Origin of the sequence: Methylobacterium sp. 88A (genome assembly GCF_000376345.1) — a bacterium.
Classification (GTDB): Bacteria; Pseudomonadota; Alphaproteobacteria; order Rhizobiales; family Beijerinckiaceae; genus Methylobacterium; species Methylobacterium bullatum.
Genome location: NZ_AQVT01000001.1, coordinates 760,256 through 782,323 on the forward strand (window position 1 = coordinate 760,256; position 22,068 = coordinate 782,323).

20 protein-coding genes are annotated in these 22,068 nt (G+C 68.1%); 2 read left to right on the forward strand and 18 right to left on the reverse strand.

The genetic code is table 11. The features are described from left to right. Window positions 1-230 precede the first annotated feature (230 nt). The 7 genes from A3OM_RS0103500 to A3OM_RS0103530 all read right to left on the reverse strand — a co-directional run bounded on the left by A3OM_RS0103500 (window position 231) and on the right by A3OM_RS0103530 (window position 8,691). Window positions 231-1,307 carry an SAM-dependent methyltransferase gene (locus A3OM_RS0103500; protein ID WP_018042336.1) on the reverse strand — a complete coding sequence of 359 codons (1,077 nt, stop codon included), beginning with the start codon at window positions 1,305-1,307 and terminating at the stop codon, window positions 231-233. Beyond that, entirely contained in the window at window positions 1,304-2,188 is an 885-nt protein-coding gene (gene lgt / locus A3OM_RS0103505) for a prolipoprotein diacylglyceryl transferase (protein WP_018042337.1), read from the reverse strand. The genes A3OM_RS0103500 and lgt overlap by 4 nt, the downstream gene beginning before the upstream one ends. An 86-nt stretch (window positions 2,189-2,274) precedes the next feature. Continuing rightward, on the reverse strand, window positions 2,275-4,425 hold the full coding sequence (locus tag A3OM_RS0103510) for a methyl-accepting chemotaxis protein (protein ID WP_026175677.1): 2,151 nt from the start codon (window positions 4,423-4,425) through the stop codon (window positions 2,275-2,277). Window positions 4,426-4,588: 163 nt separating this feature from the next. Next, window positions 4,589-6,154, reverse strand: coding sequence for a threonine ammonia-lyase, biosynthetic (ilvA, locus tag A3OM_RS0103515; protein ID WP_018042339.1), 1,566 nt, complete (start codon window positions 6,152-6,154; stop codon window positions 4,589-4,591). A 145-nt stretch (window positions 6,155-6,299) separates the two neighbouring features. Further along, the gene (locus A3OM_RS0103520) at window positions 6,300-6,647 is read right to left on the reverse strand and encodes a diacylglycerol kinase (RefSeq protein WP_018042340.1); all 348 of its coding nucleotides are present in this window, start codon (window positions 6,645-6,647) and stop codon (window positions 6,300-6,302) included. 4 nt (window positions 6,648-6,651) lie between these two features. Then, on the reverse strand, window positions 6,652-7,701 hold the full coding sequence (locus A3OM_RS0103525) for an AbrB family transcriptional regulator (protein WP_018042341.1): 1,050 nt from the start codon (window positions 7,699-7,701) through the stop codon (window positions 6,652-6,654). A 30-nt stretch (window positions 7,702-7,731) separates the two neighbouring features. Further along, window positions 7,732-8,691 (reverse strand): LysR substrate-binding domain-containing protein, encoded by a 960-nt coding sequence (locus A3OM_RS0103530; protein ID WP_018042342.1) that lies wholly within the window; start codon window positions 8,689-8,691, stop codon window positions 7,732-7,734. A 148-nt stretch (window positions 8,692-8,839) separates the two neighbouring features. Between A3OM_RS0103530 and A3OM_RS0103535 the strand changes: the two genes are divergently transcribed. After that, window positions 8,840-10,429 carry a catalase gene (locus A3OM_RS0103535; protein WP_018042343.1) on the forward strand — a complete coding sequence of 530 codons (1,590 nt, stop codon included), beginning with the start codon at window positions 8,840-8,842 and terminating at the stop codon, window positions 10,427-10,429. 68 nt (window positions 10,430-10,497) lie between these two features. On the opposite strand, the gene A3OM_RS0103540 is transcribed toward A3OM_RS0103535, so the two are convergent. The 10 genes from A3OM_RS0103540 to A3OM_RS0103585 form a co-directional block, all read right to left on the reverse strand. Then, a complete protein-coding gene (locus A3OM_RS0103540; RefSeq protein WP_043764295.1) occupies window positions 10,498-11,685 on the reverse strand; it encodes an MFS transporter in 1,188 nt (395 codons plus the stop codon). Next, entirely contained in the window at window positions 11,682-13,373 is a 1,692-nt protein-coding gene (gene lnt / locus A3OM_RS0103545) for an apolipoprotein N-acyltransferase (RefSeq protein WP_018042345.1), read from the reverse strand. Before lnt ends, A3OM_RS0103540 begins: the two co-directional genes overlap by 4 nt. A 117-nt stretch (window positions 13,374-13,490) precedes the next feature. Continuing rightward, window positions 13,491-14,615 (reverse strand): hemolysin family protein, encoded by a 1,125-nt coding sequence (locus A3OM_RS0103550; RefSeq protein ID WP_018042346.1) that lies wholly within the window; start codon window positions 14,613-14,615, stop codon window positions 13,491-13,493. 36 nt (window positions 14,616-14,651) lie between these two features. After that, window positions 14,652-15,143 carry an rRNA maturation RNase YbeY gene (gene ybeY, locus A3OM_RS0103555; RefSeq protein ID WP_018042347.1) on the reverse strand — a complete coding sequence of 164 codons (492 nt, stop codon included), beginning with the start codon at window positions 15,141-15,143 and terminating at the stop codon, window positions 14,652-14,654. A 5-nt stretch (window positions 15,144-15,148) separates the two neighbouring features. Beyond that, window positions 15,149-16,219: a PhoH family protein gene (locus A3OM_RS0103560; protein WP_085984207.1), complete on the reverse strand. Its 1,071-nt coding sequence runs from the start codon at window positions 16,217-16,219 to the stop codon at window positions 15,149-15,151. A 150-nt stretch (window positions 16,220-16,369) separates the two neighbouring features. Then, window positions 16,370-17,710 carry a tRNA (N6-isopentenyl adenosine(37)-C2)-methylthiotransferase MiaB gene (gene miaB / locus A3OM_RS0103565; RefSeq protein WP_018042349.1) on the reverse strand — a complete coding sequence of 447 codons (1,341 nt, stop codon included), beginning with the start codon at window positions 17,708-17,710 and terminating at the stop codon, window positions 16,370-16,372. 264 nt (window positions 17,711-17,974) lie between these two features. Beyond that, on the reverse strand, window positions 17,975-18,847 hold the full coding sequence (locus A3OM_RS0103570; RefSeq protein WP_018042350.1) for a lysophospholipid acyltransferase family protein: 873 nt from the start codon (window positions 18,845-18,847) through the stop codon (window positions 17,975-17,977). A gap of 27 nt (window positions 18,848-18,874) precedes the next feature. Beyond that, window positions 18,875-19,396 carry a GNAT family N-acetyltransferase gene (locus A3OM_RS0103575; RefSeq protein WP_018042351.1) on the reverse strand — a complete coding sequence of 174 codons (522 nt, stop codon included), beginning with the start codon at window positions 19,394-19,396 and terminating at the stop codon, window positions 18,875-18,877. Then, window positions 19,393-20,073, reverse strand: a complete 681-nt coding sequence (gene tsaB, locus A3OM_RS0103580) for a tRNA (adenosine(37)-N6)-threonylcarbamoyltransferase complex dimerization subunit type 1 TsaB (protein ID WP_018042352.1) — start codon at window positions 20,071-20,073, stop codon at window positions 19,393-19,395. The genes A3OM_RS0103575 and tsaB overlap by 4 nt, the downstream gene beginning before the upstream one ends. 123 nt (window positions 20,074-20,196) lie before the next feature. Further along, a complete protein-coding gene (locus A3OM_RS0103585) occupies window positions 20,197-20,763 on the reverse strand; it encodes a NifU N-terminal domain-containing protein (RefSeq protein WP_018042353.1) in 567 nt (188 codons plus the stop codon). A gap of 277 nt (window positions 20,764-21,040) precedes the next feature. Here A3OM_RS0103585 and rplS point away from each other — a divergent pair, with 277 nt between their 5' ends. Further along, window positions 21,041-21,496 carry a 50S ribosomal protein L19 gene (gene rplS / locus A3OM_RS0103590; RefSeq protein WP_018042354.1) on the forward strand — a complete coding sequence of 152 codons (456 nt, stop codon included), beginning with the start codon at window positions 21,041-21,043 and terminating at the stop codon, window positions 21,494-21,496. Window positions 21,497-21,643: 147 nt separating this feature from the next. Here rplS and A3OM_RS0103595 read toward each other — a convergent pair whose 3' ends face one another. Further along, on the reverse strand, window positions 21,644-21,898 hold the full coding sequence (locus tag A3OM_RS0103595; RefSeq protein WP_018042355.1) for a hypothetical protein: 255 nt from the start codon (window positions 21,896-21,898) through the stop codon (window positions 21,644-21,646). Between the last annotated feature and the right edge of the window lie 170 nt (window positions 21,899-22,068).

Here is a 22,068-nt window from a genome sequence, read left to right on the forward strand (position 1 = left end):
AATTCCCTGTCGGACAAATGCCATCGCGAGCGTTCGGCAATACGGGCCGGAGGAGGTTCGGCGCGATAGAGCGAAGCCGTTCGAGCGGGACGGTTAGGCGCGATGATCACCTCGACCTCCCGCCGATCGACTGCGTACCTTGAACAGCCTTATGGGACAGGGCGCGCGATCTACCCGAGCGCCCTGTTCGGCGCCTCGATCCCGGCGGCTACTCCATGAAGACCGCGGTCCTAGGCCGAGGCGAAACCGCTGAGAGCGGCCAGTCTTGGATCAGCGATCCCGATGGCCTGGAACAGGCTGCCCATTCCTCTTTTCTGCGACGCCGTCAGGCGACGGAAGGCGGCGTCGACCGCTTCGGCCTGTGCTTGGCTCGCCACGCCCTTCAGGCGATCCGCGCGCTCACGCAGGCCCAGGTTCAGGAGGAACCCCCGCTGGTCCAAGGGACCATCGACTCGGGCTCCCTCGCCGATCGCGGCCCTCCCGAGGGCGGCGAAATCGACATGGGTCGTCAGATCCGCCTCGCCGGGAGCCAGCAGCGGATCGGTGAAGCGATGGGCGGATACCGCCTGGAGCGTGTCGCCGAATCCAGACCGGACATGGCCGTAATCGATGGCCAGGAGCGCGCCGCCCTGAGTGACGATCCGGCGGCTCAAGCTCCGCACGATGTCGAGGGCCGGTCCCGGAACGGTCATCAGCGCCCCGACCGGCGCCTGGACCGCGATTTCCCGGTCGGGCTCCGCCGCGAGACCGAAGGCGAGGCGGCCGCCATCCGGAGAGAGTCCGACGAGGCGTTCGCACCAGCCGCGCTGCGTCCTCAGGAACTGGTGAACGGGGAGGGCGTCGAAGAACTCGTTGGCGATGACGATCATCGGCCCATCGGGCAGGGTCTCTATGCTATTGTGCCACTTGGGTGAAACGACGGCGAGGCGGGACGCCTGCGCCGCCCGAAGAACGGGGCTGGTCTCGACGAGGTGAATGGCGGGCTTCCAATCTGGTGCCGCGCGGTTCAAGGCCCGCAGGGCGTCGGCCATCAGCGTGCCGCGACCGGGTCCGAGTTCCGCCAGGACGAGGTGGCTCGGTCCGCCCATGGCAGCCCATGTCAGGGCGATCCAGATACCGATCAGCTCGCCGAACATCTGGCTGATCTCGGGCGCGGTGACGAAATCGCCACGGGCGCCGAGGGGATCGCGGCTGCGGTAATAGCCGTGGACCGGATGTCCGAGGCAGAGCGCCATGTAACGGGCGATGCCGATGGGGCCGGTCTCGACGATCTCGTCGCGGATCTCGGCGAAGAGCGGCGTGGTCACGCTGCGTCGGCCCGTACGGTCTCCGCCTGTTCAGGGCGCGGCTGCGTCACGCCGCGGGCGGCGAGGACGATATAGGCGATGCCGATCAAGGCCATCGGCACGCAGAGCAGCATCCCCATGGTGATGCCGCCATAGCGCCAGTCCCCGGTACCGAAGAGGTATCCAAGCTGCCGGTCGGGTTCACGAAAAAACTCGCAGAACGTGCGAGCGAGCGCGTAGCCGAGGACGAAGAGTCCGCCGAGGAGGCCCGGCTTGCGGAAGCCGAAGGCGCGGACGGCGATGGCCATCACCACGAACAGGAGAGCCCCCTCCGTGGCCGCCTCGTAGAGCTGGCTCGGGTGCCGCGCCAGCGGGCCGCCCGAGGGAAACACCACCGCGTAGGCGAAATCCGGGGCGATCCGCCCCCACAGCTCGCCGTTCACGAAATTGGCGATGCGACCGAAGAACAGGCCGATGGGAACGACGACGGCGGCGAGATCGAGAAGGGTATAGGGAGACAGTTTTCGCGAGCGGGCGAACAGCACCATGGCCAGGACGGCACCGAGAAAGCCGCCGTGGAAGGACATGCCGCCGTTGCGGATCGCCAGGATCTCGAGGGGATCGTCGAGATAGAGCGGCAAATTGTAGAACAAGACGTAGCCGATGCGGCCGCCGAGGACGACGCCGAGGGCGACCCAGACGATGAGGTCGTCGATATCGTTGAGGCTCGGCCGCCGCACGACACCCCAGAACCGGTCCGCCGCCACCAGCCGGCGGGCATAGAACCAACCGCCGACGAGGCCGGCGATGTAGGACAGGGCGTACCACTTGATCGTGATCGGGCCGATCGCCACCGCCACCGGATCGATGGCGGGAAAGGGCAGGGCGAGCAACGGCGGCATCGGCTGGCCTCCAGGAATGGCGCCGGCTTTGGACGTGCCGGGCCTCCCGCGTCAACCCTCGGGCGACGCGGGAGGCCCATGACGGGTCAGGCGGCCCGCACCGTCGCGAGGAATTGACCGACTTCCGAACGCAGGCTGTCGGACTGGGTCGACAGATCTTCCGAGGCCGTCAGGACCCGGCCGGCGGAGGTGCCGGCCTCGGCCGCCGAGCGGGCGACCTCCTCGATATCCGTGGTCATGGCGCCGGTACCGGCCGAAGCCTGCCCCATGTTGCGGACGATCTCCTGCGTCGTGAGGCTCTGCTCCTCCACGGCCGCGGCGATGCTGCTGGTGACCATGCTCATGCTCTCGATCCGCGAAACGATGCCCTGGATCGCGCCCGACGCGCCGTTGGTCGCGCCCTGGATCGCCTCCACCTGCTGGTGGATTTCGGCCGTGGCGCGGGAGGTCTGCTCGGCGAGGCTCTTCACCTCGGCCGCCACGACGGCGAACCCGCGTCCTGCTTCGCCCGCACGCGCGGCTTCGATGGTCGCGTTGAGGGCCAGCAGGTTCGTCTGCGATGCGATCTGCTGGACCATGCCGACCACGTCACCGATGCGCGTCGCGGCGACCGACAGCGTGCGCATGGTGTCCGCGGTACGGCTCGCTTCCTCGACGGCGGAGCGGGACATGTCGGCGGCCTGCTCGACCTGACGTCCGATCTCCTGCACCGTCGCGCCGAGCTCCTCGGCGGCGGCGGCCACCGCGTTGACGTTGCCGGCGGTCTGGTGGGCGGTGGCGGCGACAGACGTCGAACGGCTGACCGTGCCGTCCACCGTTGTGGTCATGCTGTTCGACGCATCGTGCAGGCTCGCCGAGGCGGACGACACGCCATCGACGATGCGGCCGACGGAGCGCTCGAAATTGTCGGCGAGTTCGTTGAGCAGGGCGCGGCGCTCGATCTCCGCGCGCATGCGGGAGGCCTCGGTGGTGCGAAGCTGCTGAGCCGCATCTTCCAGCGAAATGTCGCGGATGGTGACGACGGCGCGGGCGATGTCGCCAATCTCGTCGGCACGACGGCTGCCGGGAACCTCTTCGAGGATCTCGCGGCGGGCCAAGGCCTGGAGGGCACGAGCCAGGGCACCGAGGGGCCGGACGATGCTGCGGGCGAAGAGCAGGCCGATAAGGGCGGTGGCTGCGAGAACCGCGATAGCCGACATGAGCAGCGATTTCGTCAGGCTGCTCACGGAATGCAGCGCCTCGCTCTGGGCCTGCTCGGCGACGATCGTCCAGGGCGAACCCAGCATCGAGATCGAGGCGGTGGCGGCCAGGCGAGCTTTGTCGCCGCTGCCGTAGACGAAGGGCTTGCCGGATTTCAGGTTCTCGGCATCAAGGCCCGTCGTCGAGACGGGCATGCCCGCCTTCACGGCGGAGTTCAGGGGCGGATTACCGCGCAGTAGCCCATCGGAACCGACTGCCATGACCTGTCCCGTATCGCCCAGGCCGTTCCGTTCGGACAGCGAGGCGTCGAAGAGGGCGGGCGTCACGCGCAGCACGAGGAATCCGATCCGCGAGGCGGCCTGGCCGGTTCCCATGGCGACGTTGGCGCGACGGTAGATGCCACGGCCCAGGAAGGCGGAGGGACCGGAATCGGCGGGATAGGCGGCGAAATCCTGGGTCAGGACCGTATCGGGCTCGGCGGCCTTCAGGCGCTCGATGAGTGTGGCGAGACCGGTCTTCTGAAGCTCCGGCTCCGACAGGTTGTGGGTGAAATCCGCGCCCTTCGTGGTGGTGTAGACGATGCGCCCTTCCTCATCGACGAAGAGAAGGTCGGCATAGCCGGGACGCTCCACGAGCTTGCGGGCCACTTCCTGCACCTTGGCGTGGCGACGGCCATACATGGTGCCGGTGCCCTCGACCGCCATGCGTTCCTGCGCGGTCGTCGGGCTGGTGAAGGCCTGCACGAGGCCGGCATAATCGGCCTTCGCCGGATCGAGGGACTCGACCAGATCGCCGACATTGCTCGAAACCTGATTGTTGCCGGCGGTGGCCGCCAGATCGCCGCGAGCCCGATCGGCGATCAGTTCCAGGCCGGTCTTGCGGGCCGTGGCGGCGAATTCCAGTCGTTCCTGCACGGCGGAGATCAAGCCGGACTTGGCTGAGTACCAGCTCAGGCTGCCCATGACGGCGGTGCTGACCATCGCCAACCCTACGATGATGACGGGCAGGCGGACATTGAGACTGCTGACGATAGACATACGAACGGAAGCCCCCGAGAAACTGGGGTGCAAATTATCCTATGACAAATTTAGAAAACGTTCCTCGGGGGCGGGGCTGCGTACTTTTCATGCTCGAAAAATGCTGTTTCGGCATTGCCCGGCCTCCATGAGGGAAGGCCGGGACGAGCATCACCGACAATGCTCAATGGGCGGAAGCGGCCTCGGAGGCAGCGATTTCCGGCCGGGCGACCTCTCCTGTCGCCAGGAACAGGCGGTACGCGAGATTGTCCGTCTCATCGACGCATGGGTATCCGAGAGCGTCCAGGGCGGCGTCGAAACGCTGGCGCTCTTCGGCGGGCACGCTGATCCCGGCGAGCACCCGGCCGTAATCGGCTCCGTGGTTACGGTAGTGGAACAGGGTGATGTTGAACCCGTCCGCGAGGCCGTCGAGGAATCGCAGGAGGGCGCCCGGCCGCTCCGGAAACTGGAACCGGTAGATGCGCTCGTCGGCGAGTTCGGCCGAACGGCCGCCGACCATGTAGCGGATGTGAACCTTGGCCATCTCGTTGTCGCTGAGATCGACCACGCTGTAGCCGTCGGCCCGAAGGCCGGCGATGAGGTCGCGCTTTTCCGGGATCCCGCCGGGCAGGTTGATGCCCACGAAGATCTGCGCCTCGGCGGAGGGCGCGTAGCGGTAGTTGAACTCGGTGATCGCACGCGGGCCGAGATGGCGGATGAACGCGCGATAGGCGCCCGCGCGCTCGGGGATCGTAACGCCGAGGAGCGCCTCGCGCTGCTCGCCGATCTCGGCACGCTCGGCGATGTGGCGCAGACGATCGAAGTTGAGGTTGGCTCCCGACGAGATCGCCACCAGCGTCCCGGCCGAGCCGCCCTCGCGCGCCGCGTAGACCTTCGCACCGGCCAGAGCCAGCGCGCCGGAGGGCTCGGAGACCGCGCGGGTATCGTCGAAGATGTCCTTGACCGCCGCGCACATGGCGTCGGTATCCACGGTGATGACCCCGTCGAGATGCTCGCGGCAGAGGCGGAAGGTCTCCTCGCCGGCCTGGCGCACGGCGACGCCGTCGGCGAACAATCCCACAGTCGGCAGCACGACACGCTCGTCGGCGGCCAGGGCCGCCGCCATGCAGGCGGCATCGTCCGGCTCGACGCCGATGACCTTGGTCTCGGGCCGCAGGTATTTCACGAAGGTGGCGATGCCGGCGGCGAGACCGCCGCCGCCGACCGGGACGAAGATCGCCTCGATCGGCCCGGAATGCTGGGTGAGGATCTCCATGCCGATGGTGCCCTGGCCGGCGATCACATCGGGATCGTCGAACGGGTGGAGGAAGGTGAGCCCCTGCTCGCCTTCCAACTGGCGGGCATGGCCGAGCGCCTCGTCGAACGTATCGCCGAACAGCACGACCTCGGCCCCGCGCGCGCGGCAGGCATCGACCTTGATGACGGGGGTCGTGCGCGGCATCACGATGACGGCACGCACGGTGAGCCGAGCCGCGGCGAGAGCAACGCCCTGGGCATGGTTTCCGGCCGAGGCGCAGACGACCCCGCGCGCCAGCACCTCGGACGAGAGACCCGACATCTTGTTGTAGGCGCCGCGCAGCTTGAACGAGAAGACCGGCTGCAGGTCCTCGCGCTTGAGCAGGACCGGGCGCCCCAGGCGCGCGGACATGCGCGGCATGGGATCGAGCGGGCTCTCGATGGCGACGTCGTAGACGCGGGCGGTGAGGATCTTGCGGATGTAGTCGGTCAAGGAGACGCGTGCTCCGTCGCAGGTCTGGAATCGGTGTCGGATGAGCCTCGGGATACGCCCGTGGGACGGAAGAAGCGAGGGGCGATCCCCCGGCCCGGTGGGACAAGGCGCCGCCCATCGCGGAGATGGCGAGGGAGCGACGGCTTTAGAAGAATCTGTCGATGGCGGCCGCCAGCCACACCAGGGCCACCAGAGCCTGCGCCATGAAGGCGCCCGCGGAGGCGAGGTCCTTCACGACGCCGATCCTGACATGGCGATTGGGGTGGAGGTGGTCGCAGAGCTTCTCGATCGCCGTATTCAGAAACTCCGCCGCCAGCATCACGAGCAGGCTCGCCAGCAGCGCCACGCGAACCCAGAGCGTCGCCCCCATCAGCAACGCGGCGGGAATTCCGATCACCAGCAGGACGAGTTCCAGGCGCAGGGCCCGTTCGGTCCGGGCGCCGAAGACGAGGCCGCGCCAGGAATTGAGGAAGGCGAGATAGAGCGCGTGCATGGGGTCAGCGGTCCGCGGGAGCGCCGCGGGCGATCCATTTCGCGAGAAGGGGGCCGGTGAGGAGCACCACGAACAGGCGCAGGGTCTGCACGGCCAGGACGAAGGACACGTCGGCCTTGGAGCCCACCGCGATGATTGCCACGGAATCGAGCCCGCCCGGACTGGTGGCGAGAAACGCCGTGAGGAAGTCCACCGGCAGCAGGAAGGTAAGGCCGTAGGCCCAGCCGCCGCACAGGGCGATGACGGCGAAGGTGGCGACGAGGATGCCCGGCAGGGCGGCGAATGTCTCGCGCAAGGTCTGCGCCGTGAAGCGCAGACCGACATACCAGCCGATACAGGCATAGGCGAGGTCGAGGAGCGGTTCAGGCAGGGCCATCGAGACGAGGCCCGTGGCATGGAGGACGGCGCCCAGGATCATCGGCCCGACGAGGGCGCTCGCCGGCAGGCGCAGGAGCCGGGCAAGCGCGACGCCGATCCCAGCGACCGCGAGAGTGGCGAGAACCGGCAGGATGCCGGTATCGGCCAGGGACGCGGCCTTCGCGGTGGTCGACGTATCGGTGAGGATGCGGGCGACCACGGAGGCCGAGAGGACGACGGCGGCGACGCGGACGTATTGCATGAAGGCCACGAGGCGCGGGTCCGCGCCGTATTCCTCGGCCATGGCCGTCATGGCGGCGGCCCCACCGGGGGAGGAGCCCCAGGCGGCGGTGCTGCCGGGAAGGATCCGCAGGCGGGTCAATGCCCAGCCCACGAGGGCGCCGGCCATCACGGTGACGAGCACCACGGCGAGGATCAGCAATCCGTCATCAAGGAGCGTCCCGACGATGTCGGCGGTGACCGCCTTGGCGACGAGGCAGCCGATGATGGCCTGCGCCGCCTGGAACCCGGGCCGCGCCAGTGACAGGCTCGCCCCGCCGACCCCGAAGGCGATGGCCACGAGCATCGGCCCCAGGAGGAGCGCCGCCGGGAACTGTGCCAGCGTGAGGCCGTAGGCGATGGCGGCCGAGGCGGCGACGAGCGCCGTCCAGAGGCCGAGGGAGCGCGGGCTGAGCACGGGAAACCGATAGTTGGGAAGTGCCCGCCGTTACACCGGATCGGCGCCACTGTCACGGTTCGCCCCGGCATCGTCGCGAAACGCCGCGGTCCCGGCGGGGGCATGCGCCCTGAAGAAGCCCGCCAGATGCGACAGGCCGGCGGCGCGGGGATCGCTGGACCGCCAGGCGAGCGCGATGGTGCGGCCCGGTCCATCCACATCGAAGCTGCGCGTCACGGTGAGGCCGCTGGCATCGGCCCCGGCCGGCACGGCGAGGGCGGGGAGGAGGGTGTAGCCTGCGCCGGCGGCCACCATCGAGCGCAGGGTCTCGAGAGAGGTGGCGTGGCGGCCCGCCACCGAGCCGGCGCCGCACGCGGCGACCGCCTGATCGCGCAGGCAGTTGCCTTCGTCGAGGAGAAGCAGGTCCGGCCCGGCGATATCCGTCGCCCGCAACGCTCCCCCCTGGGCGAGGGCATGGTCGGCGGGGCAGGCCAGCAGGAACGGCTCGATGAACAGAGGCGAGACGGTGAGACCGGAGGTCGGTACCGGCAGGGAGATCAACGCGGCATCGATCCGCCCGTCACGCAGGCCTTCCAGGATCTCCGCGGTCCTGGCCTCGCTCAGCGCCAGGGACAGGACGGGAAATTCCTGCCTCAACGTCCGAAGCACGAGCGGGAACAGGTAGGGGCCGAGGGTCTGGATCGCCGCGAGGACGAGGCGGCCGGTGAGCGGCGCGCCGCGCCCTTCGCTCGCCAGGGCCAGCAGGCGTTGCGCCTCCGCCAGAACCGTGCGCGCCTGCCGGACGATGCTCTGTCCCGCCGGTGTCAGCATGACCCGCCGGTTGCCGCGTTCGAACAGGACGACGCCCAGGGCCTCTTCGAGCTTGCGCACCTGCACACTCAACGTGGGCTGACTGACGTTGCAGCGTTCGGCCGCCCGGCCGAAGTGGCTCTCGTCGGCCACGGCCACGGCATATTCCAGATCCCGGAGGGACAGACCCGATACGTTCATAGGCTCTATCTATCGCAGCCTTTGCGACGATGCATTAGCCAAACGATCCGGCGCGGTTCATAAGGGTGTCTCAGAACGATTCCAGGATGGCGTAGCGGCGCCGCATGCCCGATCCGGATCGTCCCGACATTTCAGGAGAGAGTCCCGCATGAGCGATCAACGCCCGATACTGACCACCCGCCAGGGCCATCCGGTCCGTGACAACCAGAGCACGCGCACGGTCGGCGAGCGGGGACCGGCGACCCTCGAGAACTATCAGTTCATCGAGAAGATCACTCATTTCGACCGTGAGCGTATTCCCGAGCGCGTCGTCCATGCCCGCGGCGCCGGCGCCCATGGCTATTTCGAAGCCTACGGCAAGATCGGCAACGAGCCGGCTTCCAAGTATACCCGTGCCCGCGTGCTGAACGAGACCGGCGTGAAGACGCCGATGTTCGTGCGCTTCTCCACCGTGGCCGGCGCCAAGGAGAGCCCCGAGACCGAGCGCGACCCGCGCGGCTTCGCGGTGAAGTTCAAGACCGTCGACGGCAATTGGGATCTCGTGGGCAACAACCTCAAGGTCTTCTTCATCCGCGACGCGATCAAGTTCCCCGACATGATCCATGCGTTCAAGCCGGACCCGGTGACGAACCGTCAGGAGCCATGGCGCTTCTTCGACTTCGTGTCTCAGCATCCCGAAGCCATCCACATGGTGACGCATCTGAAGTCGCCCTGGGGCATTCCCGCCAACTATCGCGAGATGGAGGGCTCGGGCGTCAACACCTACAAGCTGGTCAACGACCAGGGCGAAGCCGTGCTCTGCAAGTTCCATTGGGAGCCCAAGCAGGGCATCCGCAACCTGACCTCGGCCCAGGCCTCCGAGATCCAGGCCAAGGATGTCGGTCACGCGACCCGCGACCTCTACGACAACATCTCCAAGGGTAACTTCCCCGAGTGGGAATTCTGCGTGCAAATCATGCCGGACGGCCCGAACGACCACCTGTCGTTCGATCCCCTCGACGACACCAAGCTGTGGCCGGTCGAGGACTTCCCGCTTCTGCCCGTGGGCCGCATGGTGCTGGACCGCGTGCCGGACAACTTCTTCGCGGAAGTCGAGCAGTCGGCCTTCGGCACCGGCGTGCTCGTGGACGGCATCGACTTCTCGGACGACAAGATGCTCCAGGGCCGGACGCTGTCCTACTCGGACACCCAGCGTTACCGCGTCGGCGCCAACTACCTGCAGCTGCCGATCAATGCGCCGCAGCCCGGCGTGAAGGTCTATTCGAACCAGCGTGACGGCCAGATGACCTATTCGGTCGACGGCACCGGCCCGAACCGGCACATCAACTACGAGCCCTCGACCCTGGCCGAGGGCCTGCGCGAAGCTCCGAAGCCCGCCAAGGACTATCACCAGCCGGTCCAGGGCCAGCTCGGCCGCTACCAGACCTCGCGCACCGAGGACGATTACACCCAGGCCGGCATCCGCTACCGTTCTTTCCAGGATTGGGAGCGTGACGACCTGATCGCCAATCTCGTCGGCGACATGAAGCAGTGCCCGGAGCCCATCCAGCTGCGGATGGTCTGGCACTTCTGGCATGCCGACGAGGATTACGGCCGTCGCGTCGCCGAAGGTGCCGGCATCGATCTGGAGAAGGCCAAGGCCCTGCCGCCGCTTCCGGGCCGCGCGGCTCCGGGCAAGCGTCTCCAGGCCGAGACCTACACGGACGGCAGCCACGCCCACCGCGTCGCAGCCGAGTAAGCTCAGCGCGCTAGGACTGAGCCATGACCTCCCCGCGATCTCCGTGATCGCGGGGATTTTTTATGGGGTCATTCCGCGGCGGGAGGCGCTCCGACCTTCCGGTCGCGGCCCGCGCCGAGGGCGAAGATTCCGGACGCCAGGGCAATGGCGCAAAACAGACCGGCCGAGACGCCCCAGCCGCCGAACAGGTCGTGCGCCAAGCCGAATCCCAGAGGGCCGAGGGCGGCGATGGAATAGCCCACCGCCTGGGACATCGCCGAGAGGTCGGCCGCGCCGACGGCGTCACGGGCGCGCAACACCACGATGGTGAGGGCGAGGCCGAACAAGCCTCCGATCCCGAGACCGAGGCCGATGCCGAACGGGAGAACGAGTGCGACTGGTCCATCGACCAGAGCCAGGAAGCTCGCCGCCGACAGGATGAGAAGGGCGATCGCGATACCGCGCTGGTCCCGCAGCCGTGCGGCGAAAGCCGGCACGATTAGGGCACTCGGCGCCTGCCCGATGCTCATGATGGAGGAGACGAATCCGGCCTCCACCGCCGACAGGCCACGGCTCTGCAGCACGACCGGAAGCCAGCCGAAGGTGATGTAGGCGAGGGACGATTGCAGGCCCATGAAGCCGGTGACCTGCCAGGCGAGGGAATCGTGCCAGAGCGGGCGGCGGCGGGCGGGCGGTGGCCCCTTCTCGCGGTGCGGCACGAAGACGATCCAGGCGATGGCCGCCGCCACGGCCGGCACGGCCCAGACCGCCATCGCCCGCGTCCAGCCTCCGAAGGCATCGGCCAGGGGCACCGCCGATCCGGCGCCCGTCGCCGCACCGAGACAGAGGACCATCGTGTAGAGTCCGGTCATCAACCCGGCCTGCCCGGAGAAGTCGCGCTTCACCAAACCGGGCAACAGGACGCCGGCAAGGCCGATTCCGACGGCCGCGATACAGGCCCCGGCAAAGAGGGGAGGGAGCCCTCCGAGCCCGCGCAGGGCCGAGCCGAGGGCGATGACCAGGATCGCGACCAGTACACCACGCTCCGCCCCCGTCCGCCGCACCACGACCGGGCCGAGCACGCAGGCGAGGCCGAGGCACAGGACCGGCAGGGTCGTCAGGAACGCCGCCCCCGCGGCGGTCAGGCCAGTCTCGGCGCGGATGGAATCGAGCAGGGGGCCGACGCTGGTGAGGGCAGGGCGCATGTTGAACGCGACCAGCATCATCCCGAGCCCGACGAGGACCGGGCGGGCGTTTCGGAATGTGGGTTCGGTCACGCGATGCGGCGCCTTACCAGGAGGGCGATGAGGCCGAGGCCGGCAAGCATCCCGGTGAAGGGCAGGTCACGCAGAACGGCGTAGACTGTGCGGCCGGGCAATCGGACGGGAAGGTCCGCGTCGAGGATGCCTTCGACACCCACGGGCAGGCTCGCGGTGATGCGTCCATACGGGTCGACCACCGCCGAGATGCCGGTATTGGCGTCGCGCACCAGGGGCAATCCTTCCTCCACGGCCCGCAACCGCGCCTGTGCGAAGTGCTGGCGCGGACCCGGCGTATCACCGAACCAGGCGTCGTTGGTGAGGTTCAGGATCAGCCCCGGCACGGGCGCCGGACCGTCGGGCGCGTGTCCGGGCAGTATCTCGCCCGGAAAGATCGCCTCGTAGCAGATGGTGGCGACGACGGGGGGAAGGCCGGTCACGTCGAGGAGACGCTGGCCGGAGCGGCTGCCGGGCGTGAATCCGCCGGGGATCGCTACGAACTGGCGCAGGCCCACTGCCCTCAGGGCGGCGTCGAGGGGACCCGGCAGATACTCGCCGAACGGGACGAGATGAACCTTGTCGTAGATGTCGCCGAGCTTCGGACCGGACGAGATCGTCAGGATAGAGTTGAAGAAGCGCGGGCGCTCGTTGGGCAACGGCTCCTCGGCGCGGGCCGCGCCGGTGATGAGTTGCCGCCCGGCCGGAAAGGCGGCGGCGATTCTTGCCAGGGATTCCGGGTCGCGCTGGATTAGGAACGGAAACGCCGATTCCGGCCAGATCACATGGGTGACGTCGGCGATGCCGCTCCGGTCCGGGGCGGCGGCGCGATCACTGAGGCCGATGTACCAGTCGATGATGTCCGCCCGGTTCTCGGGCCGGAACTTGGCGTCCTGGTTGAGGTTCGGCTGCACCAGCCGCAGACGCACCCCCGGCACCGTGGCCGTAGGGGTCGCGGGCAGGCGCGCGGCGCCGATGAGGGCCATCACCGCCAGTCCGGCACAGGCGACCAGGGCCGGACCGTAGCGCCCGCGCGCCGTCTCGCCCGTGGCGAGGGTGGCGGGCGCGGCTCCGATCAGGACGGCCAGAAGCGTGAGTCCATAGAGCCCGATCGCCGATGCGGATTGCATCAGCCACAGGTTCTGCCCGAGCGCCATGCCGAGCGTGTTCCAGGGAAACCCGGTGAAGAGGTGGCCGCGCAACCATTCGCAAGCGGAAAGACCGATGGCGAGGGCGGCGATGCGCGAAAATCCAGGCGACCAGAGCAGCCGCGCCAGCGCGAACCCCACCGCATAGAACAGCGCCAGTACGGCGGGCAGACCGATGACACCGAGGGGCAGGGCCCACAGGAATTCGTCGGCTTCCACCAGGAAGGCGGAGCCAAGCCACCACAGGCCTGCGGTGAGATAGCCGAAGCCCCAGGCCCAGCCGATGAAGGCGCAGGCGAGGACGGCACCGCGATTGCCCCGCCGCCCCGTCGCCGCCCCGTCGATCAGCCAGACGGCGATGCTCAGCGAAACGACGAGGGCGGGCAAGGCACCGAAAGGCGGCATCGCCAATGCGCCGACGGCGCCCGCGGCGGCCGCAACGAGCAGGCGGCGCCAGCCGGAGGTGAGCATGATCCATTGCGCGAGGTGAGCGAGCGGCCCCGTCGCGCTTCCGCGCAGGGGCGCTTGGGGCGACCCGGCACCGTCGAAGGCGTAGCTCATCTTCGGGTCATCCCGGCTGAAGCATCAGCCCGAGACGTGACCGTCACGTTTCGGGAAAAGCTGATGTGAGACGAAAGCCTGGCGCAGGATCCGGGGCGCTCGATCCGGAACGAGGCGCTACGAGGCTTCGGCGATCGGACCGCTGCTCGGCGGCGGAAGGGCCAGGGGTATCAGCGGAGCGATCTTCATCGGGCCGCGATGCAGCCGCAGCCGCTTCACCCGGCGCGGGTCGGCGTCGAGCACCTCGAATTCGAGGTCGCCCGGCCCGGTGATGAGTTCGCCCCGCGAGGGTACGCGTCCGGCGAGCGTGACGATGAGGCCGCCGATCGTGTCGATCTCCTCGGCCATCTCGCCCACCGCGGCGACGAGATCGACGCCGCTCACCTCGGATACCTCGGCGAGTCCGGCGCGGGCATCGGCGATGAACACGTCGGCATCGCCCTCGACGCGCTGAACCAGATGGCCTTCGGCCACGTCGTGCTCGTCCTCGATATCGCCGACCACCATCTCGATGAGGTCTTCGATGGAGATGAGCCCGTCGGTCCCGCCATATTCGTCGATGACCAGGGCCATATGCGTGCGCGTCGCCTGCATTCGCACCAGGAGGTCGATGGCGGGCATGGACGGCGGAACGAACAGGACGGGACGCTGGATCCGGGTCGAAGCCAGGGTCGCCGAGAGATCGACATTGCCGAGGTTGAGCGCCTTCAACGCGCGGGTGCTCCGGCGCGGGCGCGGGGGCACGACGGCGACGACATCGCCCGACGTGTCGGGGAGGGCACTGGCGACGGCGGCGCTCGGACGACGGGGGGTCGCTTCGGCCTTGGCGGCGATGTGATCGACGAAGTCGCGGATGTGGACCATGCCGCGCGGGTCGTCGAGGGTCTCGCCGTAGACCGGCAGGCGCGAATGGCCGGCGGTACGGAAGAGCTTGAGCAGATCGCCGAGGCTCGTCTCCATGGAGACGGCGACGATGTCCGCACGCGGAATCATTACGTCGTCCACCCGCACCTTGTGCAGCCCGAGGACGTTCTTGAGCATGGCCCGCTCGAGGGGGGAGAACACTTTCTCTCCCGAATCGGGTTCGGCCAGTGCATCCTCGATGTCGTCGCGCAACGAATCGCGCGGCCGGAGATGGAAGGCGTGCAGCAGGCGGTCGTACCAGGGCTCGCGCGCCTGCGCCTCACCGTCACCGCTACTGGGCGCAGCCAGAGCCGCGCCGCGACTTCGATCGTTCGTCATGTCTCTCTGATCTGGGATTGCGGGCGGAATCGCCCCTCAGTCGGCATAAGGGTCGGGAATACCGAGGCCGTGCAGGGCTTCGGTCTCCAAGGCCTCCATGGCGTTCGCATCCGCGTCGCCGGTCTCGTGGTCCTGGCCGAGAAGATGAAGAGTGCCATGGATCAGAAGGTGCGCGAGGTGATCTTGAAGCGGTTTTCCCTGCTCGGCACTCTCGCGCAGCATCGTGTCATACGCAAGAACGACATCGCCGAGGGGCACCGCGACACCGGCATGGGCGGGTTGCGGCGGGGCAGGAAAGGACAGGACGTTGGTGGGCTTGTCCTTGCCGCGCCAGGTGCGGTTCAGGTCCTGGACCACGGCGTCGGTGGTGAGGAGCACGCTCACCTCCACCGGATGATCCGGCGCGTCCGGGGCGATGGCGATCCCCGCCTCGACCGCACGGACGACGAAGGCTTCGAGGTCCGGCACCACGGATTCCCAGCGCGGGTCTTCGACGGCGACGTCGATCTCGGATTCGATCTCGGGCATCGGCGTCAGGCCAGGGGACGGCGGCGGGACGTGGGCGAGCGATCCGCGCCGCCTTCGCCATGGGCGGCGGTCTCATAGGCCGTCACGATGCGGCGAACGAGGTCATGGCGCACCACGTCGACGTCGCGGAAGATGACCCGGCCGATCCCCTCGACGCCGTCGAGGATGTTCACGGCCTCGACGAGGCCGGATTTCTGGCCGGGTGGGAGATCGACCTGGCTCGGATCACCGGTGATGATCATGCGCGAGTTCTCGCCGAGACGCGTGAGGAACATCTTCATCTGCATCGAGGTGGTGTTCTGGGCCTCGTCGAGCAGGACCACCGCGTTCGTCAGGGTCCGGCCGCGCATGAAGGCCAGGGGCGCGATCTCGATGACGCCGGTCTGCAGGCTCCGGTCCACGTGCCGTGCCTCCATGAAGTCGTAGAGAGCGTCGTAGATCGGGCGCAGGTAGGGATCGACCTTCTCGCGCATGTCGCCGGGCAGGAAACCGAGGCGCTCACCGGCCTCGACGGCGGGGCGGGACAGAATCAGCCGTTCCACATGGCCCTGTTCCAGCAGGGACACCGCGTAGCCCACCGCGAGCCAGGTCTTGCCGGTGCCGGCGGGGCCTTCGGCGAAGACGAGTTCGTGGTTGCGAAGGAGCTTGATGTAGGTGTCCTGCGCCGCGTTCCTGGCTCGCACGGCGCCGCGCTTGCGCGTGGCGATCTGGTCGAAATGCGGACGGTCCGGCTCGGCACTCACTTCGGCGGTGGGGAAGAGGTTGCCCTGAAGCGTCGTCTCCTGGATCGCGCCGTCGACATCGCCGAGGGTCAGAGCGGTGCCGCTCGCCGTCACGCGGGCATAGAGCCGCTCGAAGACTTTGCGCGCCTTCTCGGCGGAATCCGGCGGCCCCTTCACCACGAGGTGGTTGCCCAGGGCCGTGGCGGTGACGGCGAGGCGCCGCTCGATATGGGCCACGTTCTGATCGTACTGGCCGAAGACGAGGCTCGCGAGCCGGTTGTCGTCGAAGGTCAGCGATACGTCCACCGTCTCCACGATCTCACCTATCCGCGCCGCTGGCCCACGCCCCCGCAAGGGCGCCCCCCGTCCACTCAGACCGTCAGATGCCGGCACGCAGAGTCTCCTTGCTGTGGGTCTCGCGAGTGTTGCGAGTGAATTGAGAACGGCATGACGCGGCCGGCCCGTCGCCCGGGGCGGAGGTGCGTTTCCGTGGCATGCGCGCTTTCAAGCGGCCGCCGCCTCGTCGGTGACGGCTTCGCCGAACAGGCTGTTCGACCCGGCCCGGACCACGCGCACGGGCACGACCGTACCGATGGTAGCGGCCGGAGCATCGAATTGGACGGGCAGAAGATGCGGCGTCTTGCCGGCCACCTGCCCCGGATGGCGGCCGGCCTTCTCCACCAGCACCTCGACGACATGGCCCACGGCGGACGCGTTGAAGGCGTGGCGCTGGTCATCGAGCAAGGCCTGGAGGGCTGCGAGGCGCTCGGACTTCACGGCCTCGGGCACGGCGTCCTCGCGCTCGGCGGCCGGCGTACCGGGGCGCGGGCTGTACTTGAACGAATAGGCCGACGCGAAGCCGATCTCGGCCACGAGGCGCATCGTCTCGTCGAACTCCACGTCGGTCTCACCGGGAAACCCGACGATGAAGTCGGAGGACAGGGCGATATCCGGCCGGACCCGGCGCACGCGCTCGATGAGCCGGCGATACTCGTCGCCCGTATGCTTGCGGTTCATCGCCTGCAGTACGCGGGTGGAGCCCGACTGCACCGGGAGATGCAGGTAGGGCATCAACGCGGCGATCTCCCCATGTGCCCGGACCAAGTCATCGGCCATGTCGTTGGGGTGGCTCGTGGTATAGCGCAGGCGCAGGAGGCCGGGGATCGACTCGAGAGCGCGCATCAGAGCGGGAAGCGTCACCGGAACGCCGTCGGCCCCGGCCCCGTGATAGGCGTTGACGTTCTGCCCGATCAGCGTGAGTTCGCGCGCGCCGCCCCGAACGAGTTTGCGCGCCTCGTCCAGGATCGCCTCCACGGAGCGCGAGACCTCGGCTCCGCGCGTATAGGGCACGACGCAGAAGGCGCAGAACTTGTCGCAGCCTTCCTGCACGGTGAGGAAGGAGGATACGGCGGCCGTCCGGCGGATGGGCAGGTGGTCGAACTTGTCCTCGACGGGAAACTCCGTGTCCACCACGCGCGTCGAGGCGGAGCGGGTGAGGAGATCGGGCAGGCGATGGTAGTTCTGCGGGCCGACGACCACGTCGACCGAGGGCGCCCGCGCCAGGATCTCCTTGCCTTCGGCCTGCGCGACGCAGCCGGCCACCACGATCCGGGTGTCCCGGCCGGCCTCGGCGCGGGCCGTCTTCAGAACGCGCAGGCGCCCGAGTTCGGAATAGACCTTGTCGGCGGCCTTCTCGCGGATGTGGCAGGTGTTGAGGACGACGACATCCGCCTCCTCGACGCTCTCCGTGGCGGCATAGCCTTGGCTGGCGAGCAGGTCCGACATGCGGCCCGCATCGTAGGCGTTCATCTGGCAGCCGTAGGATTTGACGAAGGCTTTCTTCAACGCGACCGTTCCAGCACCGTATGAACCCCGGGCGTCGCTCGGACGCCCATTGCTGTCGGCGGTGCTACCACGTTTCACCCGGCCCGTCGCTTCCCCACGACACTCTACGCGCGACCGCGACAAAGACTGACCTTGGACGAAGGCCGTGACGTCTTGCTGCGCCGCAGACACGCATGGCGACCATCAACATCGTTGGCCGAATGATCTCGGGATGCCGACGCTTTTGCGGCCATCGAACCGTCGATCACCGGCGCCTGAAGGGTTTCAGGCGGCGATATTCGAGGCAGGCAACGTCTCGGTGCCGGGTGGCGGAACCGACCGAACCGCCGCCCCGCTCTCCCAGCGTCCCGTCACCGAGGCCTGCATCGCCCTGCGCACCGAGGCCTCGGCCATGGCGGTGGCGCGCTTGCGGTCGGTGCCGGCCTCGAAGGCGATGGGATCGCCCCAGACCACGTGGACGTCGATCGGACCGTCCCGGAGGAAGACCGCGAGATGCGGCGCGAGCTCCATGTCGCCGTACCAGGCGATGCCCGGCCGCTCCGAGCGGACCACGGGCAGGCCGTTGCGGCGCGGATAGGTGAGGGCGAGGGGCTGGAGCCGGACACGGTCGCGAGTGCCGCCCTCGGCATCGATGGCGGCGCGGGCGGCCCCCACCAGGGAGGAGCGGAACGGCAGCAGCCGCGTTCCATCGCCCGTGGTGCCCTCGGCAAAGAGGACGATGAGATCGCCGTCGGTCAACCGGCTCGCCACCGTGGCGTTGACGCTGGCGGTGGCCGCGCGGCGCGCCCGGTCGATGAAGACGGTGCGCTGGAGCCGGGCCAGGGTTCCCACCACGGGCCAGCCGGAAATCTCCGATTTCGCCACGAACGAGAGCGGCCGCAGCGACCCGAGGACGAGGATATCGAGCCAGGAGATGTGGTTGGACAGGACGAGGGCTGGCTCGCCGAGGGCCGGCGGCGTGCCACTCTGCGTCACCCTCACCGAGAACAGCGCCAGGAAGATCCGGTGGAAGTAGGTCGGCGTATGCGCGGCGATGCGCCCCCGCCCGAACCTGAGGCTGAGGACGTGCGGCCCGACCAGCACCGCGAAGGCGAGGACGCAGATCAGGAGCCGGAAGACGGTGCCGAGACGCGTCATCGCCCGCAGCCAATCACGAATCGCGGCTCACGACAGGGACGCCGTCATGGTGAAGGCGGTGGCGCGGCTGCCATCGGGGCGGGCATAATACCCCGTCCGCTCGCCGACCTGCTTGAACCCGTGACGGGCATAGAGCTTCAGGGCGGCGGCGTTGCCCTCGTCGACCTCGAGATGGACGTTGCGCACGCCGCTCAACGCCAGATGCCCGAGATGCTCACGCACGAGCTTGTGGCTCAGGCCCCCACCGCGCACGGCAGGCGCCAGGACGACGGTGAGAATTTCGGCCTCGTCGGCCACGCGGCGCGAGAGGATGAAGCCCTGGATCGAACCGGCCCGCCACAGGGCATGGGCCTCGGTGGAGCGCTCGCACAGCATCCGCTCGAATTCATGGGCGTCCCACGGCCGGGCGAAGGCGGTGGCATGGAGGCGGGCGAGGGCGGCGGCGGAGGAGGAATCGCGCAGGGGCGTGACATAGGGCTCGCCACCCCAGGCGTCCCACCAGGCCAGCCACCAATCGAGAGCCCAGAGCGGAGAGACGGGACGAATCATCGACGGGCCAGCCTCGCGTGATCCTGGGGAGTGGCATCCGGTCCGCGCAGATAGAGCGGGCGTGCCAGGGCTTGGGCGGGGTCGGCCAGCATGCCGAGGGAGGCGATCCAGGCGATCTGCGGCGGGCCGGCATCGCTGACCGTCGCGGCGATGCCGCGGGACCTGAGCAAGCCCGACAGAGCGTGCGCACCGGACCCCACGAGGGTGACGGCATCACGGCCGACGTGATCGGCCGCTTCCTCGAGCCGCAACAGGCTGGGAGGCACGACGATGCCTTCCGCCATGTTCATGGCCTGAAAATAGACGGAGCCGTGCCGGGCATCGATCGCGGCCGCGATCAGGCCCTGGCCGTTCGTGGCGAGGAGCGGTGCCAGGAGGCCCGAGAGGGTGGTGACGCCGACCACCGGAATCTGTGCCGCGAGCCCGACGGCCCGGGCGGCCGACAGGCCGACGCGCAGACCGGTATAGCTCCCGGGACCGACGGTGACGGCGACCCGGTCGAGGCTCTCGAACCCGCCCTCCACCCGCGCCATCACGCGTTCGAGCATAGGAAGCAGCGCCTCGGCATGGCCACGGGCCAGCGTCATGGATTCTTCGGCGAGGAGATCGTCGGAGAGATCCGTCGCGATGCAGACGGAGCAGGCGTCGAGCGCCGTGTCGATAGCCAGGATACGCAACGTCACTCCAGATCGGGATGCCCGTCGGGCGCGTGAGTTTACGACGGAAAAGGCCGCCCCGTCAGCGCGGGGCGGCCTCGAAAGAGACGAAGGACGCGGGGTGTTGCGCGCTTGCGACGGCGATCAGACCGCCTGGACCTCGCGCACCTCGGGGAGGAAGTGCTTGAACAGGTTCTGCACGCCGTGCCGGAGGGTGGCGGTGGAGGACGGGCAGCCGGAACAGGCGCCCTTCATTTCCAGGTAGACCACGCCCTCCTTGAAGCCGCGGAAGGTGATGTCGCCGCCATCGCTGGCCACGGCCGGGCGCACGCGAGTCTCGAGGAGGTCCTTGATGGTGACGACGGTGTCGTGGTCCGCCTCGTCGTAGAACTCCTCCGCATCGTCGCCGCCGAGGACGACGCCTTCGGCCAGGACCGGGGCGCCCGACTGGAAGTGCTCCATGATCGCACCGAGGATCGCGGGCTTCACCTGCGGCCAGCCATGCTCGTTCTCGGTCTTCGTCACCGAGATGAAGTCATGGCCGAAATACACGCCCGCGACTCCGGGTACGTCGAATAGGCGCTGCGCCAGGGGAGAGCGCGCGGCGGATTCGACGTCGCGCGCCTCGAAAGTCGATTCGGGCAGGACCACGCGGCCGGGAAGGAACTTCAGGGTGGCGGGGTTCGGGGTGGCTTCGGTCTGGATGAACATGGCTTTGATGTATCCTCGTCCACTGCGCCGGTTCAAGGCCGGCCGGGAAGGGCGCGGGGAATGGCCCGCGCCTCTGTATTCATGTGGACCGCGCGCGGGATTTTCTCAACCTGCACACCTCCGCGGTCATGCCCGCAGACGCGCTTTCGCTGTGTGGGATGTCGACAAGCGTCGATGCTTCCTGTATGGCCCGCGGCAACTCAAAACAGGATGCCGAAATCCTGACGCACGCATTCCCCTCCTGGGATCGCGGGCGCGCACCGGCAGGAACTTGACCATGAACATCATCCAGCAGCTCGAGCAGGAGCAGATCGCTGCGCTCGGCAAGACCATTCCCGACTTCCAGCCCGGCGACACGGTGACCGTGAACGTCAAGGTGAAGGAAGGCGAGCGCACCCGCGTGCAGGCCTATGAAGGCGTGTGCATCGCGCGCTCCGGTGGCGGCCTCAACGAGAGCTTCACCGTCCGCAAGATTTCCTACGGCGAGGGCGTCGAGCGCGTCTTCCCGGTCTACTCGCCGATGATCGATTCGATCGCCGTCGTGCGTCGCGGCAAGGTGCGTCGCGCCAAGCTGTATTACCTGCGCGACCGCCGCGGTAAGTCGGCCCGTATCGTCGAGCGCGCCGACCGTCCCGCCGAGAAGGCCGCCAAGGCCGATGCCTCGAAGGCCAACAAGGACGCCCGCAAGGCCGAGAAGGCCGCGAAGTCCGCTGCAAAGACCGCTGCCGAGTAAGATCTTCGGCGCGACCCGTCAGAATTGCGAAAGGCCGGGCATTGCCCGGCCTTTTTCGTTGGCGGATGGACGCCGCATCGGCATCCATCCCAAACCAGTCTCGTATCCCGAGACATGCTCGACCCACCCCATCCTCGATTGCAACAGTTACGAAGACGGATTGGCCGGCACGAGGATCATTTCCATCCGCCCGCCACGGGGGAAGGGGATCATTTTCATGTCTTGCTTCGGCGCAGGGCTCAACATCCGCGACGGCTCATAGCGCTGGTCGATCGCATGAGTCGCGTCGATATCTTGGTGACGCTGTTGAACGCCGCGCTTCCCCGCCGTCTGGGCAACCGCAGCCGAGGAAGCCGTCGCTATAATGAGCACGGCGGCAATTGCTACATATTTATACAACATGATTTTCCTTAGTGCATGTTTAAGCTACATAAGGATCAACGAGCGGCCAATAATGCCTAATCCTACGCCAAACAGCCCAGTCCGCGAACAGGGTGCGGCGTCACACGGGCCATGAGGAAATGCGAGACATTGCGTTCGGAGAGGCGGATTAACCGCATGACTCGATCCGA